The sequence below is a fragment of the Streptococcus oralis subsp. dentisani genome (assembly GCF_003944205.1).
In the GTDB taxonomy this organism is placed as follows: domain Bacteria; phylum Bacillota; class Bacilli; order Lactobacillales; family Streptococcaceae; genus Streptococcus; species Streptococcus oralis_BH.
This window is the reverse complement of the sequence record NZ_RJPH01000006.1, coordinates 35681-52003: the sequence shown is the minus strand read 5'-3', so window position 1 is coordinate 52003 and position 16323 is coordinate 35681. Positions and strand designations below refer to the sequence as shown.

At 43.3% G+C, this 16323-nt stretch carries 13 protein-coding genes; 8 read left to right on the top strand and 5 right to left on the bottom strand.

Going from position 1 to position 16323, the window contains the following annotated elements; translation table 11 throughout:
• Nucleotides 1–11 precede the first annotated feature (11 nt).
• From dltC to D8805_RS05620, 7 genes are all read left to right on the top strand, one after another.
• The gene (dltC, locus tag D8805_RS05650; protein WP_000351970.1) at nucleotides 12–251 is read left to right on the top strand and encodes a D-alanine--poly(phosphoribitol) ligase subunit DltC; all 240 of its coding nucleotides are present in this window, start codon (nucleotides 12–14) and stop codon (nucleotides 249–251) included.
• A complete protein-coding gene (gene dltD / locus D8805_RS05645; protein ID WP_038804739.1) occupies nucleotides 244–1512 on the top strand; it encodes a D-alanyl-lipoteichoic acid biosynthesis protein DltD in 1269 nt (422 codons plus the stop codon). The genes dltC and dltD overlap by 8 nt, the downstream gene beginning before the upstream one ends.
• Nucleotides 1513–1655: 143 nt before the next feature.
• A complete protein-coding gene (nt5e, locus tag D8805_RS05640) occupies nucleotides 1656–3689 on the top strand; it encodes a cell surface ecto-5'-nucleotidase Nt5e (RefSeq protein WP_084975939.1) in 2034 nt (677 codons plus the stop codon).
• A 147-nt stretch (nucleotides 3690–3836) separates the two neighbouring features.
• Nucleotides 3837–4277: a zinc-dependent transcriptional regulator AdcR gene (gene adcR / locus D8805_RS05635; RefSeq protein ID WP_061418636.1), complete on the top strand. Its 441-nt coding sequence runs from the start codon at nucleotides 3837–3839 to the stop codon at nucleotides 4275–4277.
• Nucleotides 4277–4981, top strand: a complete 705-nt coding sequence (locus D8805_RS05630) for a metal ABC transporter ATP-binding protein (protein WP_001269483.1) — start codon at nucleotides 4277–4279, stop codon at nucleotides 4979–4981. Before adcR ends, D8805_RS05630 begins: the two co-directional genes overlap by 1 nt.
• Entirely contained in the window at nucleotides 4974–5789 is an 816-nt protein-coding gene (locus D8805_RS05625; protein ID WP_125416095.1) for a metal ABC transporter permease, read from the top strand. The genes D8805_RS05630 and D8805_RS05625 overlap by 8 nt, the downstream gene beginning before the upstream one ends.
• 1 nt (nucleotide 5790) lies before the next feature.
• On the top strand, nucleotides 5791–7296 hold the full coding sequence (locus D8805_RS05620; protein ID WP_125416092.1) for a zinc ABC transporter substrate-binding protein AdcA: 1506 nt from the start codon (nucleotides 5791–5793) through the stop codon (nucleotides 7294–7296).
• Between the two features lie 56 nt (nucleotides 7297–7352).
• On the opposite strand, the gene D8805_RS05615 is transcribed toward D8805_RS05620, so the two are convergent.
• The 5 genes from D8805_RS05615 to arcA all read right to left on the bottom strand — a co-directional run bounded on the left by D8805_RS05615 (nucleotide 7353) and on the right by arcA (nucleotide 13857).
• Nucleotides 7353–8681, bottom strand: coding sequence for a dipeptidase (locus tag D8805_RS05615; RefSeq protein ID WP_125416089.1), 1329 nt, complete (start codon nucleotides 8679–8681; stop codon nucleotides 7353–7355).
• Nucleotides 8682–8703: 22 nt separating this feature from the next.
• Entirely contained in the window at nucleotides 8704–10215 is a 1512-nt protein-coding gene (locus D8805_RS05610) for a YfcC family protein (RefSeq protein WP_125416086.1), read from the bottom strand.
• 97 nt (nucleotides 10216–10312) lie between these two features.
• On the bottom strand, nucleotides 10313–11260 hold the full coding sequence (arcC, locus tag D8805_RS05605; RefSeq protein ID WP_125416083.1) for a carbamate kinase: 948 nt from the start codon (nucleotides 11258–11260) through the stop codon (nucleotides 10313–10315).
• 293 nt (nucleotides 11261–11553) lie between these two features.
• A complete protein-coding gene (argF, locus tag D8805_RS05600; protein ID WP_084945665.1) occupies nucleotides 11554–12570 on the bottom strand; it encodes an ornithine carbamoyltransferase in 1017 nt (338 codons plus the stop codon).
• A 57-nt stretch (nucleotides 12571–12627) separates the two neighbouring features.
• Nucleotides 12628–13857, bottom strand: a complete 1230-nt coding sequence (gene arcA / locus D8805_RS05595; RefSeq protein ID WP_125416080.1) for an arginine deiminase — start codon at nucleotides 13855–13857, stop codon at nucleotides 12628–12630.
• Nucleotides 13858–14612: 755 nt separating this feature from the next.
• Between arcA and D8805_RS05590 the strand changes: the two genes are divergently transcribed.
• On the top strand, nucleotides 14613–16292 hold the full coding sequence (locus D8805_RS05590; protein ID WP_185774575.1) for an alpha-L-fucosidase: 1680 nt from the start codon (nucleotides 14613–14615) through the stop codon (nucleotides 16290–16292).
• The last annotated feature ends 31 nt before the right edge of the window (nucleotides 16293–16323 follow it).

The window sequence follows — 16323 nt, the reverse complement described above, 5'->3', positions numbered from 1 at the left end:
GGATATAAAAAATGGATATCAAATCAGAAGTTATTGAAATTATTGATGAGTTGTTTATGGAAGATGTTTCTGACATGATGGATGAAGATCTTTTTGATGCCGGTGTCTTGGATAGCATGGGAACGGTTGAGTTGATTGTTGAGATTGAAAACCGTTTTGACATTCGTGTTCCAGTGACAGAGTTCGGTCGTGATGACTGGAATACAGCTAATAAAATCGTAGAAGGTATTGCGGAGTTGAAGAATGCTTAAACGCTTGTGGCTGATCTTTGGTCCTATCTTCATCGCTGGATTTTTGGTTCTTCTACTCATCTTTTTTTATCCAAGTACAACAAGCCATAATCTGACGGAGGAGAAGTACTCTGCAGCTTCCATCAGTAGAGAAAGTTTTAAAGAGAGAAGTCAAAAAGTGAGGGCGCTAACGGATCCCAATATGCGTTTTGTCCCTTTTCTAGGGTCAAGTGAATGGATTCGATTTGATAGTGTCCATCCAGCTGTTTTAGCAGAAAAATACAATCGTCCCTATCGCCCGTACTTTATGGGTCAGGCAGGAGCGGCCTCGCTTAACCAATATTTCGGTTTGCAGCAGATTCTGCCAGAAATCGAGGAAAAGCAGGCGGTGTTTGTCATCTCTCCTCAGTGGTTTACAGAGACGGATTACGAGCCAGCGGCGTTTCAGAGATTCTTTAATAGCGACCAGTTGACAGCTTTTTTGGAAAATCAATCTGGGGACATCTCGGCTAAGCATGCTGCGACGCGTTTGTTGAAGCAGAACCCGAGTGTGGCATTGAAAGGCATCCTTCAAAAGCTTTCAAAAGGAGAGGACTTGTCAGATGCTGATCGACTTATCATCAACGTCTTTGCACGATTCAATGAAAAGCAGTCCTCTCTTTTTGGTCAATTTTCCATTCGGGGGAAACTCAAGTACAAAGAACATGTAGAAAACTATTTAAAAGATCTTCCTGATCAGTTTTCCTATGACGCTTTAGAAGAAATTGCCCGTAAGGATGCAGAAGCAAATACGACCAATAACGATATGGGGATGGAGAATCATTTCTACACGTATGAGGTCAAAAAAGACTTAAAAAAATGGGAAGGGTATCAAAAAAATTATAACTTCCTAAAGTCGTCTGAATACAATGATTTGCAGCTGGTCCTCAATCAATTTGCCAAATCAAAAGTCAATGTGCTCTTTGTTATCCAGCCCGTCAACAAGAAATGGATGGAATACACAGAGCTCAGTGAAGAAATGTATCAACACGCAGTGGAGAAAATTCGTTACCAGTTAGAAAGTCAAGGCTTTACCAATATTGCTGACTTTTCAAAAAACGGAGGAGAACCTTACTTTATCAAGGATACTATCCACTTAGGTTGGTTGGGCTGGTTGGCTTTTGATAAGGTTGTGAATCCCTTCTTGACGGATCCAAAACCAGCTCCAGACTACAAGATGAATGACCGTTTCTTTAGTAAGGACTGGGCGACCTATGATGGAAATATCAAAGATTTCCAATAAATCGATTAAAAAAACTTGAACTTTTTTGTTCAGGTTTTTTTGGTTAAATAGCGAATGTTTTATATAAAAACCAGTCAAAAGTTTTATTTTTTCTAGAAATATCGTATAATATAAAGGAAAAAAGAAAAGAAAAGGATTTCAAAATGAATAAACGTTCTTTGTTACCTGTCTTGTCGACAGCTCTATTAGCCCCAGCTTTTTTAGCTGGACAAGTCTATGCTGAGGAAGCAACAACTCCTGCAGAAAATTCAGCTGTTGTAGCAACTCCTGCTACGTCGGCGACTCCAGCTCCTGTTGAGAGCCCTGCAGTACCGGAAACTTCGGCAACTTCAGAAGCTCCGGTAGCTCCTGTTGAATCTACTAAAAGCGAAGAAAAGGACACCGTTATCTTACACACCAATGATGTCCATGGTCGTATTGTAGAGGAAAAGGGAGTAATTGGAGATGCCAAGTTAGCGACTGTCATTGAGCAGGAACGTGCGAAATCAAATCAAAATACTCTAGTTGTTGATGCGGGAGACGCTTTCCAAGGTTTACCGATTTCCAACTCTACTAAGGGTGAAGCGCGCGCTGAAATTCTCAATCAGATGCAGTATGATGCTATGGCAGTAGGAAACCATGAGTTTGACTTTGGCCTTGATGAAGTTAAAAAATACAAGGAAATTCTAAAATTCCCATTACTTAGCTCAAATACCTATGTCAATGGAGCTCGTCTTTTTGAAGCTTCTACAATTGTTGATAAAGATAAGACTGTGGAAGGTGATGAATTTGTTGTAATCGGTGTGACAACACCTGAAACTGCTACAAAAACCCACCCTAAAAACATTAAAGGGGTAACTTTTACAGATCCAATCTCTGAAGTCAATAAGGTCATCGAAGAAGTTCAAGCCAAGGCGCGTGCAGAGGGTAAAGACTACAAACACTATGTTGTGCTCGCTCACTTGGGTGTAGATACCACAACTCCAGTCGAGTGGCGTGGTTCAACCTTGGCAGAAGCCTTGTCTAAAAATCCTCGTTTGAAAGGGAAACGCGTAACAGTAATCGATGGTCACTCTCATACAGTAGAATCAACAACCTATGGAGACAATGTTACCTATAACCAGACAGGAAGCTACCTTCATAATGTAGGGAAAATCACCTACAAATCACGTCAGCTTTTGGGCAATCCAACTCAGATTCCGGCTGCGGATGCTAAAAAATTACCAGCCAATCCAACAGTTGAAAAACTAGTCAAAGACATTAAACAAAAATACGATGCTGAAAATGCGGTTGAAGTCGTTTCAAACAGCCCTGTAGAACTCAACGGCGATCGTGAAAATGTTCGGGTTCGTGAAACCAACCTCGGAAACGTCGTAGCGGACTCCCTCTATCAGTATGGTCAAACAGGATTTAGTCATCCGACAGACATCGCTGTGACAAATGGTGGTGGCTTGCGTGAAACCATTGCAAAAGGCAAACCAATCACTAAAGGAAATGTCATTGCCGTTCTTCCGTTTGGAAATACCATCTCACAAATCCAAGTGACTGGGCAACAAGTTTTGGATATGTTTGAAAAGTCACTCGGATCTATCTTGCAGGTTGATAAGGATGGCAAGAAGGTATTGGATGAGAACGGGCAACCATTGTTAGAGCCAAGTGGTGGTTTCTTGCAAGTTTCAGGTGTGAAGGTCTACTATGATACCAACCTACCATCAGGCAAACGTGTCTTGGCCATCCAGGTTAAAAACCGTGCAACTGGTCGTTATGATCTTCTAGACCTCGCAAAAACCTACTATCTTGCAACCAATGATTTCTTAGCTGCGGGTGGTGATGGCTACACTATGTTAGGTGGCGCGCGTGAAGAAGGTCCGTCTATGGATGCAGCCTTTGAAGAGTATCTGAAAACCGCTGATTTGACCCAGTATGAAAAGATTAATCCGAACTCACGGACGATTTCTGTGGATTCTAAAAACTTTAGTCTACCAGTAGAAACGCCTCAAACGAATGCAGCTGCTAGCGATGCGACTACAAATGTACCACTTACTTATGAGGTGGCAGGTCAATTTAGCAAGAAGGCGGTTGTCTCAGAAAAAGCTCTCCCAAATACAGGAAGTGAACAATCCATCTTCTTGCTCTTGATGGGAATGGTAGCTGGTCTGGCAGGTATCTTATCGAGCCGAAAACCAAAGCAAAAATAGGTTAAATTTTACATCTAGAAGAGTCTAGGGAAACGTTTTTACGCCTTTTTCCCTTGACTCTTTTTTGGTTTATGATATAATTAACCAGTAAAGAATCGGTGGCTATCTATGTTTTTTACGAAAAGATAGCTAGGGAAGGAGTAACACATGAGACAGCTTGCACAGGAAATCGATAACTTTTTAAACGAGGTGATCTTGAGATCTGAGAACCAGCATGAAATTCTGATTGGGCATTGCACGAGTGACGTTGCCTTGACCAATACTCAGGAACACATCCTCATGCTCTTGTCAGAAGAATCCTTAACCAACTCGGAGTTGGCCCGTCGCCTCAATGTCAGTCAGGCGGCAGTGACCAAGGCTATCAAGTCTTTGGTCAAAGAGGGTATGTTAGAGACATCCAGAGATCCAAAGGATGCGCGCGTGATTTTTTATCAGTTGACTGATTTGGCTCGACCGGTGGCAGAGGAACACCACCATCATCATGAACACACGCTCTTAGCCTATGAACAAGTGGCAAGTCAGTTTACTCCAAATGAACAAGAGGTTATCCAGCGGTTTTTAACTGCTTTAGTAGGAGAAATCAAATAATGCGGTATATTACAGTAGAGGACTTATCTTTCTATTATGACAAAGAACCTGTCCTCGAGCATATCAACTACAGTGTTGATAGTGGGGAGTTTGTTACCCTGACTGGTGAAAATGGGGCTGCCAAGACAACGCTCATCAAGGCGAGTCTAGGCATCTTGCAGCCAAGATTTGGCAAGGTAACCATCTCAAAGACAAATACTCATGGGAAAAAGCTTAGGATAGCTTATCTTCCCCAGCAGATAGCCAGTTTTAATGCTGGTTTTCCAAGTACAGTTTATGAATTTGTCAAGTCGGGTCGCTATCCTCGAAAGGGCTGGTTTCGTCGCTTGAATGCTCATGATGAGGAACATATCAAGGCCAGTCTAGACTCGGTTGGTATGTGGGAACACCGTGACAAACGAATTGGTTCCCTCTCGGGAGGACAAAAGCAACGAGCAGTTATTGCTCGGATGTTTGCTTCTGACCCAGATATTTTTGTCTTGGATGAGCCGACGACAGGGATGGATGCTGGAAGCAAAAATGAATTTTACGAACTCATGCACCATAGTGCCCACCATCATGGCAAGGCTGTTTTGATGATTACCCATGATCCTGAGGAGGTCAAGGACTATGCGGATCGCAATATCCATCTAGTTCGCAATCAAGACTCGCCATGGCGTTGTTTTAACGTTCACGAAAGCGACCAGGAGGTGGAACATGCTTAGTTTGTTATCTTATGACTTCATGCAGCGTGCCTTCTTGGCGGTCATTGCCATGAGTCTCTTTTCTCCGGTTCTTGGGACTTTCCTTATCTTACGTCGTCAGAGTCTCATGAGCGATACCCTCAGTCACGTTTCTCTGTCAGGAGTAGCCTTTGGTCTGGTTTTGGGAATTTCTCCAACTATTTCAACCATTGCTATTGTCTTGATCGCTGCGGTCTTTCTAGAGTATCTCCGTACAGTCTATAAGAACTTTATGGAAATCGGAACTGCCATCCTCATGTCTACAGGGCTTGCAGTCTCCCTTATTGTCATGAGTAAGGGTAAAAGTTCGAGCTCCATGAGTTTGGACCAATATCTCTTTGGTTCGATTGTGACCATTAGCCAGGAGCAGGTGATTTTCCTCTTTGCCATTGCTGCGGTCGTTTTGCTCTTGACTTTCTTATTCTTGCGACCAATGTATATCCTGACCTTTGATGAGGACACGGCCTTTGTAGATGGCTTGCCAGTTCGTACCATGTCTATTCTTTTTAACATGGTGACAGGGGTGGCCATTGCACTTATGATACCAGCTGCGGGAGCCCTTCTGGTGTCGACTATTATGGTCTTGCCGGCTAGTATTGCCCTTCGTCTGGGGAAAAACTTTAAATCTGTTATGTTACTAGCCAGCGCTATTGGCTTTTTGGGAATGGTGGCAGGACTCTATATTTCCTACTATGCGGAAACCCCTGCCAGCGCTAGTATTACCATTATCTTTGTAGCTGTCTTTTTGTTAGTCAGTCTATTGAAACGTTTTATCAAAATAGGAGAATGAAATGAAAAAACTGAGCTTATTGCTAGCTAGTCTATGTGCCTTGTTTTTAGTGGCTTGTTCCAATCAAAAACAGGCAGATGGGAAGCTAAATATCGTGACAACCTTTTACCCTGTCTACGAATTTACCAAGCAAGTCGCAGGAGATACTGCTAATGTAGAACTCCTCATCGGTGCTGGTACAGAACCCCACGAATACGAACCGTCTGCCAAGGCAGTTGCCAAAATCCAAGATGCAGATACCTTTGTCTATGAAAATGAAAATATGGAAACTTGGGTTCCTAAATTGCTAGAATCCTTAGATAAGAAAAAAGTGAAAACCATCAAGGCGACAGGTGATATGCTCCTCTTGCCAGGTGGTGAGGAAGAAGAGGAAGGGCATGATCATGGCGGTGAGGGTCACCATCACGACTACGATCCCCACGTTTGGCTTTCACCAGCACGCGCCATCAAACTGGTAGAGCATATCCGTGACAGCTTGTCAGCAGATTATCCTGATAAAAAAGAGACTTTTGAAAAGAATGCGGCTGCCTATATTGAAAAATTGCAAGCCTTGGATAAGGCCTACACAGATGGCTTGTCTCAAGCTAAACAAAAGAGCTTTGTGACCCAGCACGCTGCCTTTAACTACCTTGCCTTGGACTACGGTCTCAAGCAAGTATCCATCTCAGGTCTCTCACCAGATGCAGAACCATCAGCGGCACGTTTGGCAGAATTGACCGAGTATATCAAGAAAAACAAGATTTCTTATATCTACTTTGAAGAAAATGCCTCACAAGCCCTCGCCAATACACTCTCAAAAGAAACGGGCGTCAAACTAGACGTGCTCAATCCGCTAGAAAGTCTGACAGAAGAAGCAACAAAGGCTGGTGAGGACTATATCTCCGTCATGGAGAAAAACCTCAAGGCTTTGAAGCAGACAACAGACCAAGAAGGACCAGAAATCGAACCAGAGAAGGAAGAAAACACCAAGACAGTTCACAATGGTTACTTTGAGGATGCAGACGTCAAGGACCGCACCTTGAGTGACTATGCTGGTAACTGGCAGTCGGTCTATCCTTTCCTTGAAGATGGGACCTTTGATCAAGTCTTTGATTACAAGGCTAAGTTGACTGGCAAGATGACCAAGGAAGAGTATAAGGCCTACTATAGAAAAGGCTATCAGACAGATGTGACCAAAATCAACATCACGGACAACACTATGGAATTTGTTCAAGGTGGCCAAGGCAAGAAATTCACCTACAAGTATGTCGGCAAGAAAATCTTGACCTATAAGAAAGGCAATCGTGGCGTGCGCTTCCTCTTTGAAGCGACGGATGCGGACGCTGGACAGTTCAAGTATGTTCAGTTTAGTGACCACAATATCGCCCCAGTCAAGGCAGAACATTTCCATATCTTCTTTGGGGGCACCAGTCAAGAAGCTCTCTTTGAGGAGATGGATAACTGGCCAACCTACTATCCAGGTAACCTATCTGGTCAAGAAATCGCCCAAGAAATGTTGGCGCATTGATGTAAGAGAAAATCCCGCAAATCTGCGGGATTTTTTTGGTAGAAACGATCATCCAGTTAGGTTGCGAGACGGTAAACCGCCTCTGCGTAGATGTCCATAGCGCGATATAGATCGTCTAGGACAGCTGCTTCATTTGCCTGATGCTCAGTTTGTTGTGCTCCTGGGAAAAGAGCGCCAAAGGCTACACAGTTTGGCATGGTGCGGGCAAAGGTAGCACCACCTGATGAGAGAGGAGGAGTTTTATCTCCGGTTTTTTCTTGGTAGACTTGCATAAGGGCAGTAACAAGTTGGCTATCTCTTGCGACATAGAGGGGTGCTAGATAGTCAAATTCTTGGTAGTCAAGTTGGTAGTCTTTGGCGCACTGGGTGAGCTGTGCCACCGGTTTCTCCTTATCTGCTAGCACAGGTATGCGTATATCGATCCGAATCTCGGAACGATCGGGATTGATGGTCAACCCTGCAACATTAAAGGAAAGGGAACCAGACGGTTCATCAGTAACCTCTCCAAAGATTCCAAGCCCTCTACCATCTTGCCCTGCTTTGTCGGTTAGAAAATGGAGGGCAGAGTGGGGTTGGAGAGGTGCGAGTACACTAGCAAGTCGAATGACTGCATTGACACCTTGACTAGCATCTTTGGCGTGTTTAGGTACCCCGAGTACGGTCACGGTTTGGTCTGTGGTTTGGTGATCAAAATTTGCTTCCTTCAACCCCCTACAAACCGCTTCATAAAGAGGACCTTGGTAACTTGCCTTATCTGGTACAACATTAAAGGCACCTCCGACATCGAGCTTGAGATGATCAGAACCGGGGCCATGAAGCTTGACTTGAAGGAGCCCCTTTTCAGCGTATGTCAAAGGAAATGACGAATCCGGTGCAAATCCCATGCTGGCTTGTTCCTCGAGGGTGTTGTAGCGTGCCATACATCTCCAAAGGGTTTCTTCATCCGTACCAAAGATAAAACGTACGCGTTTTTTGAACTGGATACCTTGGTCAAGTAAGCTTTTCACTGCATAGAGAGCTGCCAGTGAAGGCCCCTTGTCGTCTTGTGCCCCTCGTCCATAGAGTTTTCCTTCTCTGATAGTTGCTTCAAATGGAGGAGATTGCCAATCTGACAAATCTCCTACAGGCACAACATCTAAGTGGCAGAGGATGGCAAGGAGTTCTCCATCACCAACCTCTGCATAGCCATAATAACCCTTGGGATCAATATAAGTTCGAAAGCCAAGTTCACGGCAGATTTCCAGCGTCTTCTCAAGGACGTCTTGAATAGCTTGTCCAAAAGGTGTGCCATTTTCTCCTTCTTTGAGAACAGACGGGTAGGAGATAAGAGTCTTTAAACTCTGTAAAAAGCTCTGTTTAATGGAGTCGGTGATATATGAATTCATCCGTTTTACCTCACACTTTGTTCTAAAGGAATGGTAGGAAGGTGCCTAGGATAAGAAGGAGCATGCTCACGATGACAATAACGACAATGAGTTTAGTAACAAATTTCCACCAAGTTCCTAGACTAATACGACCGAGCGCAAGAGCCCCCATAACGATACCAGAAGTTGGAGCGACAAGGTTTAGTACACCAGATGCAGATTGATAGGCAGTGATGATGAGACTAGGTTTTACGTTAACGAACTCACCAAGTGGTGCCATGATTCCCATTGTAGCGCTAGCAAGTCCAGATGAAGATGGGATAAGGAATGACATAGGAAGGTAGAAGAGGTAGGTCAAAACGATGAAGGCCTGAGAAGAGAGACCTTGAAGTCCGACTTCACCCCAGTGTAGAATAGTTGCAGTAATCATACCGTCGTTCATGATAACTTGGATACCGCGGGCAATTGCTACAATCAAAGCAACACTGAGCAAGTCAGCAGCACCATTCATGAAGGCAGAGATAATCTTGCTTTCCTTAAGACCGTAAACAACACCAATAAGAATACCCATCACAGCAAAGAGCATCGCACCTTCTGGGAAGTACCAGCTACCGAATGGTAGAGCAGATGAACCGATAGCTCCACCAATAACAGGGAGACCAATCAACCAATTCTTGAAGTCTTCAAATAGAGTGATGTGCAAGTCTACCCAAGGGATAAAGCTGGCGATCATGATGATGAAAGTCAAGATGAACAAGGCAAGAACATGTTTTTGTTTCTTGTTCAAGACAGATGGAGCATTTTCGTTATCAGTGACATTGAAGTGTTTAAGGTCTTCTTCACGTTGAGAGTAGACAAGTGATTTTGTGGGATCCTTTTGAATCTTTTCTGCATAGCGGTAGACAAAGTAAGTACTAATACCTGTCATAACAAACCAGAAGATGATACGAAGGATAACCCCGTCCATAGATGACACACCTGCGGTATCAGAAGCGATAACAGTAGCAAAAGGATTGAGAGTAGAGGCAAGACAGCCGACTTGGGAACCTAGTAGAATGATGGCAACGGCAGTAATGCTATCAAAACCAACAGCCATCATAACAGGAACAAGGAGTGGATAAAATGCCATGGTTTCTTCACCCATACCATAAGTTGTTCCTCCAAGTGCAAAGAGGGGCATGAGGATGAGGATCAGCATTTTTTCGCGTCCTTTGTATTTCTTAACAATAGAGGCAATACCAACATCTAATGTGCCTGTCGCATTGACGACACCTAGAAATCCTCCAACCATGAGGATGAAGAAGGCTACGTCAATAGCGGCTTTAGTTGGTTCGTGACCGAGCATCGCCCGAATCGGAGCCATTAGGATATCGTAAATCCCTTGGGGATTAGAGTCAACAGTTTGATAGGTACCTGCAATGAGGCCACCTGCTTCGTTCGTGTCATACTTACCTGCTGGAATGATCCAAGTCAAGATTGCCATGATAGCAATAATAATGATCAAAACAGTGTAAGATGAAGGCATTTGGAACCTTTTTTTTGTTTTTTCACTCATTTGTTTTTCCTCCTAAACTATGCCACAAAGTATAAAAACGAATGATGTTGGTTTACCTGAGTACTCCTAGTTAGAGCTTGTACTTGGGTTAAAATGGCTAGTCTTTAACAATAATTGTTCCGCTTTCGGACTCGATCAAGGCGCCTAGATTGCTGAGGGAGGTGATAACAGCCTTGCCTTCTGGGCGGTTGGTTACAAAATCGATAGCAGCTTCAACTTTTGGTAGCATGCTACCCGGTGCGAATTGTCCTTGTTTGATGTATTCTTTTAGTTGACTGACAGTAACGTGTTCCAGTTTTTCCTGGTCTGGTTTATTGTAGTTTACATAGACATAGTCTACGCCAGTAAGGACGATGAAGAGATCAGCTTCGACGAGTTCTGCTAGTCGTTGAGAAGCAAAGTCTTTATCAATAACGGCTTCGACTCCACTTAAGTAACCGTTTTCATTTTTAACAACAGGGATACCTCCTCCACCTGCTGCGATGACAACTTGACCATTATTGAGCAAGGTGCGGATGCTGTTGATTTCTTTGATGTCGATTGGTTTTGGTGAAGCCACCACTTTACGCCAGCCACGACCGGCATCTTCTTTGAAGGTTGCTCCTGTTTTTTCGCTCTCAGCTTTGGCATCCTCTTCTGAGTAGAATGGACCGATTGGTTTGGTTGGATTGATAAAGGCAGGGTCTTCTTTGTCTACTATAACTTGGGTAACAACAGAAGCGACATTTTTATCAAGTCCTACATCGAGCAATGCGTTATCAAGAGCACATTGTAGCCAAAAACCGATACTACCCTCGGTCATGGCAACCAAAGAATCAAGGGGGAAGGCAGGGTTTTTTTCCGAATCTGCCATCAAGTGTTGAAGCAAGAGGTTACCAACTTGAGGACCATTTCCGTGAGTGATGATCAGTTCATCACCGTTTTGAATCAACTTGACCAGATGACGAGCTGTTTCTACCAGAGCAGCTTGTTGAGCTTGGGCAGATGGATCAGTGGAGAGGATGGCATTTCCGCCTAAAGCAACGACGATTTTTCTATGAGACATGAGCTCTCCTTTCTTTAATATGGTAAACCTGACAGAACTCCAAGAGCTACAGGCAGGTATGATGATAAAATATGAAGTGGAGGTAGCGTCTTTTCAAAAGACAAATTAGTCATTACTACTAGTAAAAGGGGTTGAACGCATAGCCGACGTTTATCAGAATGAGACTAGGAAGCAGGAAGATGACAAGAGTAAGGTGGCAAATTTGTCAAAGAGGATCCTTGCTTTCTTTCGCTAGAACTGATAAGCTATCATAGCTTTCGTCTCAACCCCTGTGTTGTGTATACGAGTAAGTTTTATACTTTAGGAATGTAGAGATTTCCAAGAGTAGCAGCCATAACAGCTTTGATAGTGTGCATACGATTTTCTGCTTGGTCAAAGTGACGAGCATACTTGCTGCGGAAGACTTCGTCTGTTACTTCCATTTCCTCTACGCCAAATTTTTCAGCAACATCTTTACCATAGACAGTGTGAGTGTCGTGGAATGCTGGCAAACAGTGCAAGAAGATTAAGTTTTCGTTGCCAGCTTTCTTCACCAATTCCATGTTAACTTGGTACGGTTTCAAAAGTGCAACGCGTTCTGCGAATTTGTCCTCTTCACCCATAGATACCCAAACGTCTGTGTAAAGTACATCTGCACCTTTGACAGCTTCGTCTGCATCTTCGGTGATGAGGATGTGTGCACCACTTTCTTTAGCAAATCCTTCAGCCAATTCAACGATTTCTTTTTCTGGGAAGAGTTCTTTTGGTGAGAAGATGTGAACGTTAACACCAAGGATAGCACCTGTTACGAGCAAGCTATTGGCAACGTTGTTACGTCCATCACCACAGTAAACCAATGTCAAGCCTTCCAAGCGACCGAAGTTTTCTTGAACAGTCAAGTAGTCAGCGAGCATTTGAGTTGGGTGCCATTCGTCAGTTAGACCATTCCATACTGGAACACCTGAGAATTCTGCCAGTTCTTCAACCATACGTTGGCTGAAACCACGGAATTCAATCCCGTCAAACATGCGTCCCAATACTTTAGCAGTATCTTCAGTAGATTCTTTTTTACCTAACTGAATGTCATTTGCTCCGAGGTACTCTGGATGAGCACCAAGGTCAATAGCTGCAGTTGTAAAGGCTGCACGTGTACGAGTAGAAGTTTTTTCAAACAGGAGAGCGATATTTTTGCCAGCAAGGTAGTGGTGTTGGATATTTCGTTTTTTCAAATCTTTCAAGTGAGCTGAAAGACCGATAAGGTATTCTAACTCTGCGCGGGTAAAGTCTTTTTCTGCTAAGAAACTGCGTCCTTGGAATACTGAATGTGTCATTCTATTATTTCCTCTTTCTATTTTTTACATTTTTTATTGACAAATACTGAACAGCGATTATACTTCTTCACGTTCAAATGGCATAGACATACAACGAGGTCCACCACGGCCCCGAACCAATTCGCTTCCGCGAATCTTAATCAAGCGAAGCCCGTATTCTTCTAGGATCTTATTGGTAATGGTATTGCGGGCATAAACGACGACTACACCAGGTGCGATGGTCAAAGTGTTGGAGCCGTCATTCCATTGTTCACGCGCAGCTGCTACGATATTGCCACCACCGCAACGGATCAAATGAACTTTTTCTACGCCGAGGTTCTTCGCAAGAAGTTCAGCTAAGTCACCTTTTTCTTCGACAATCTTGAGTTTTTCATCTTCATAAGTGACAGAGTACACACGAAGATCGCCTTCGATTTCTGGGTGAATTGTGAACTTGTCATAGTCAACCATGGTGAAGACAGTATCCAAGTGCATGAATTTACGGTTGTTAGCAAATTCAAATGCCAATACTTTCTTGAAGCCAACATTTTTCTTGAAGATGTTCACCAAAAGTTTTTCAATCGAAGCTGCGTCTGTACGTTGAGAAATACCTACTGCGAGAACGTCTTTAGAAAGAACGAGCTCATCTCCACCTTCAATACGAGTATCTTCTTCACGGTTGTAGACCAATTCGACTTTTCCACCATAGATTGGATGGTATTTGAAGATATATTTACCGTAAAGTGTTTCACGGTTACGAGTGTCGGCAAACATGTGGTTAAGCGATACGGCATTACCAATAGTTGCAAATGGGTCGCGAGTGAAGTAGAGGTTTGGCATTGGGTCGATAGCAAATGGATAGTCTGACTCAACCAAGTCAGTTAAGCCTTTTGCTTCTTCAGGAATTTCTGGCAATTCAACTTTTTGAACCCCTGCCATAGTTTTTTCAACCAATTCTTGGTTGTCCTTGATACCGTGAAGCAATTCACGAATAGCCGCCTTGGTTTGACGACCACGTATGTTGGCTTCGTCTAAATATTCCTCGATAAATTGATCGCGGATTTCTGGGGAAGTCAATGATTCAGCAGCCAATTGCTCTAGGTAAAGGACCTCAATTCCTTCATCACGAAGAGCTTGAGCAAATGCGTCATGTTCTTTTTGAGCATCTTCCAAGAATGGAATGTCATCAAAAAGAAGCCTTTCGAGATAGTCCGGCAACAAGTTTTCCAACTCTTTGCCTGGACGGTGCAACATAACTTTTTTCAGTTTCCCAATTTCTGAGAATACCTGAATTGGATGTGAAGACATGTGTTTTCCTCCTTAAAAATTTTTAACGGTGGCACCTTTTTGGTACCGCTTACATTTACGTTATATCATATTCTCAGAGGCGTGTCAATAGTAAAAAATGACTAAAAATTCGGACAAAACAAGGTTTTAGTAGTATTTTATGTTATTATACGATGGCAAAAGGAATTAGAGGAAATAAATGTATAAACTTCTACTAAAAAGAATATAATATTTTTTGAAAAAATTATGCTAAATTTCACATTTTAAGAAGAAATGTCCAGATTTTAATTCAGTTCTGACGAGGAATTGAGAGGAGCAGTGATTGAAAGTCGTTTAGAAAATTATATGAAATCTATCTGAAAGCCTTTCTTTTGAATGGCATAAAATGTATATTGTACAAATTATAGAATCTTTTCCGAGTATTTAGGAAGACAGCCTTGTCTTATTGACGGTACCTAGATTTTTTGTTATAGTCAACGAGGTAAGAACTAGGAAGAAGGGTTTATTCACAAGTTGTGGATAAGTCTAGGGAAAGCAGGACATTCAGCTAATATCCAAGAGGGTTCTTGAAAATTTCCCCGACAACTAGTAACTGGCTAGCTTTCTAGTAGAAATCCTAGTGCAGTGGGGATTTGAGCAGAGTTTGCTGAAGGTGATAGGTTCAAAGTCAAAGAGCTGGAGTCTAGAAAAGCTAGTTTTTAGGCATATTTTCTTATCCACAATCTGTGGATAACTTTGTGAACAAGAGAAATAATCAGAGAAAGAGATTTGAGATGATGACGAAAATAAAATCACATGGACCATTACCAAGTCAGTCCCAGCTAGCTTATTTAGAGGATGAACTAGCTGCCTTTATCCATTTTGGCCCCAATACCTTTTATGACCAAGAATGGGGAAGTGGACAAGAGGATCCCAAGCGTTTTAACCCGACCAAGTTGGATGCGCGTGAGTGGGTTCGAGTGCTCAAAGAAACGGGTTTTAAAAAACTGATTTTGGTGGTGAAGCACCACGATGGTTTTGTCCTCTACCCGACAGCCCATACAGATTATTCGGTCAAGGCTAGCCCTTGGAGGGATGGACAGGGGGACTTGCTTCTCGAGGTTTCTCAAGCTGCAACAGAGTTTGACATGGATATGGGAGTGTATTTATCTCCTTGGGATGCCCATAGTCCCCTCTATCATGTGGACCGAGAAGCGGACTACAATGCCTACTATCTAGCTCAATTGAAGGAAATCTTGTCAAATCCTGCCTATGGTAATGCCGGGAAGTTCGCTGAGGTGTGGATGGATGGTGCTCGAGGCGAAGGGGCCCAGAAAGTCAACTATGAGTTTGAAACTTGGTTTGAAACCATTCGTGACTTGCAGGGCGATTGTTTGATTTTCTCAACTGAAGGGACCAGTATCCGCTGGATTGGAAATGAACGAGGCTATGCAGGGGATCCCTTGTGGCAAAAAGTCAAGCCAGACCAGTTAGGAACAGAAGCGGAATTAGATTATCTACAGCACGGAGACCCCTCTGGGACGCTATTTTCAATCGGTGAGGCAGATGTTTCTCTTCGGTCAGGCTGGTTTTACCATGAGGATCAGGACCCCAAGTCTCTCGAGGAATTGGTCGAAATCTACTTTCACTCAGTGGGACGAGGAACCCCTCTTTTGCTCAATATTCCGCCAAACCAAGATGGTCTCTTTGATGAAAAAGATATCCAGCGACTTTATGAATTTGCTGCCTACCGTGATGAGCTCTATAAAGAAGATTTGGCTTTGGGAGCCAAGGTATCTGGTCCGGCTCTATCACCAGACTTTGCCTGTCATCATCTGACAGATGGACTGGAATCTAGTTTATGGGCAAGTGGTGCAGAGTTGCCAATCCAATTAGAGCTCGATTTAGGGGCACCTAAAACTTTCGATGTGATTGAGCTGAGGGAAGATTTGAAGCTGGGGCAACGCATCGCTGCTTTCCATGCTCAGGTAGAGTTGGATGGTGTCTGGCAGGAGTTTGGATCTGGTTATACTGTTGGCTACAAATGTCTCTTACGAGGATCAGTCGTTGAGGCGCAGAAGATACGTGTGACCATTACAGAGGCACAGGCTTTGCTTTTGTTGACTAAGATTTCACTCTATAAAACACCTACCTTATTGAGAAGAGAAGCTGTTCAGCAACTAGAGTTCTCAGAAAAAAGTCTGGCTGTGACCAAGGGAGAAAATGCCCATTTTACAGTTAAGCTCAGAGAATGTAGTGGTCCTTTAGAAGCTAAGATTTCGATTCAACCAGGGACGGGTGTGCATGGTGTCGCTTATCGGGACGAGATTCAAGTCCTTGCGTTTCAAGTTGGTGAGACTGAAAAAAGGTTGACGCTTCCAACCTTGTATTTCGCAGGAGATAAAACCTTGGATTTCTATCTGAACCTAATGGTGGGTGGTCAGCTGGTTGATCAACTTCAAGTCCAAGTTTCATAAAAGAAGAACCTTTGCGTGGTGCAAAGGTTCT

What these genes read in the sequence shown, in the direction of transcription:
- dltC (WP_000351970.1), top strand. Translation starts at nt 12, where the DNA reads ATGGATATCAAATCAGAAGTTATTGAAATTATTGATGAGTTGTTTATG.
- dltD (WP_038804739.1), top strand. Translation starts at nt 244, where the DNA reads ATGCTTAAACGCTTGTGGCTGATCTTTGGTCCTATCTTCATCGCTGGA.
- nt5e (WP_084975939.1), top strand. Translation starts at nt 1,656, where the DNA reads ATGAATAAACGTTCTTTGTTACCTGTCTTGTCGACAGCTCTATTAGCC.
- adcR (WP_061418636.1), top strand. Translation starts at nt 3,837, where the DNA reads ATGAGACAGCTTGCACAGGAAATCGATAACTTTTTAAACGAGGTGATC.
- D8805_RS05630 (WP_001269483.1), top strand. Translation starts at nt 4,277, where the DNA reads ATGCGGTATATTACAGTAGAGGACTTATCTTTCTATTATGACAAAGAA.
- D8805_RS05625 (WP_125416095.1), top strand. Translation starts at nt 4,974, where the DNA reads ATGCTTAGTTTGTTATCTTATGACTTCATGCAGCGTGCCTTCTTGGCG.
- D8805_RS05620 (WP_125416092.1), top strand. Translation starts at nt 5,791, where the DNA reads ATGAAAAAACTGAGCTTATTGCTAGCTAGTCTATGTGCCTTGTTTTTA.
- D8805_RS05615 (WP_125416089.1), bottom strand. Translation starts at nt 8,681, where the DNA reads ATGAATTCATATATCACCGACTCCATTAAACAGAGCTTTTTACAGAGT.
- D8805_RS05610 (WP_125416086.1), bottom strand. Translation starts at nt 10,215, where the DNA reads ATGAGTGAAAAAACAAAAAAAAGGTTCCAAATGCCTTCATCTTACACT.
- arcC (WP_125416083.1), bottom strand. Translation starts at nt 11,260, where the DNA reads ATGTCTCATAGAAAAATCGTCGTTGCTTTAGGCGGAAATGCCATCCTC.
- argF (WP_084945665.1), bottom strand. Translation starts at nt 12,570, where the DNA reads ATGACACATTCAGTATTCCAAGGACGCAGTTTCTTAGCAGAAAAAGAC.
- arcA (WP_125416080.1), bottom strand. Translation starts at nt 13,857, where the DNA reads ATGTCTTCACATCCAATTCAGGTATTCTCAGAAATTGGGAAACTGAAA.
- D8805_RS05590 (WP_185774575.1), top strand. Translation starts at nt 14,613, where the DNA reads ATGACGAAAATAAAATCACATGGACCATTACCAAGTCAGTCCCAGCTA.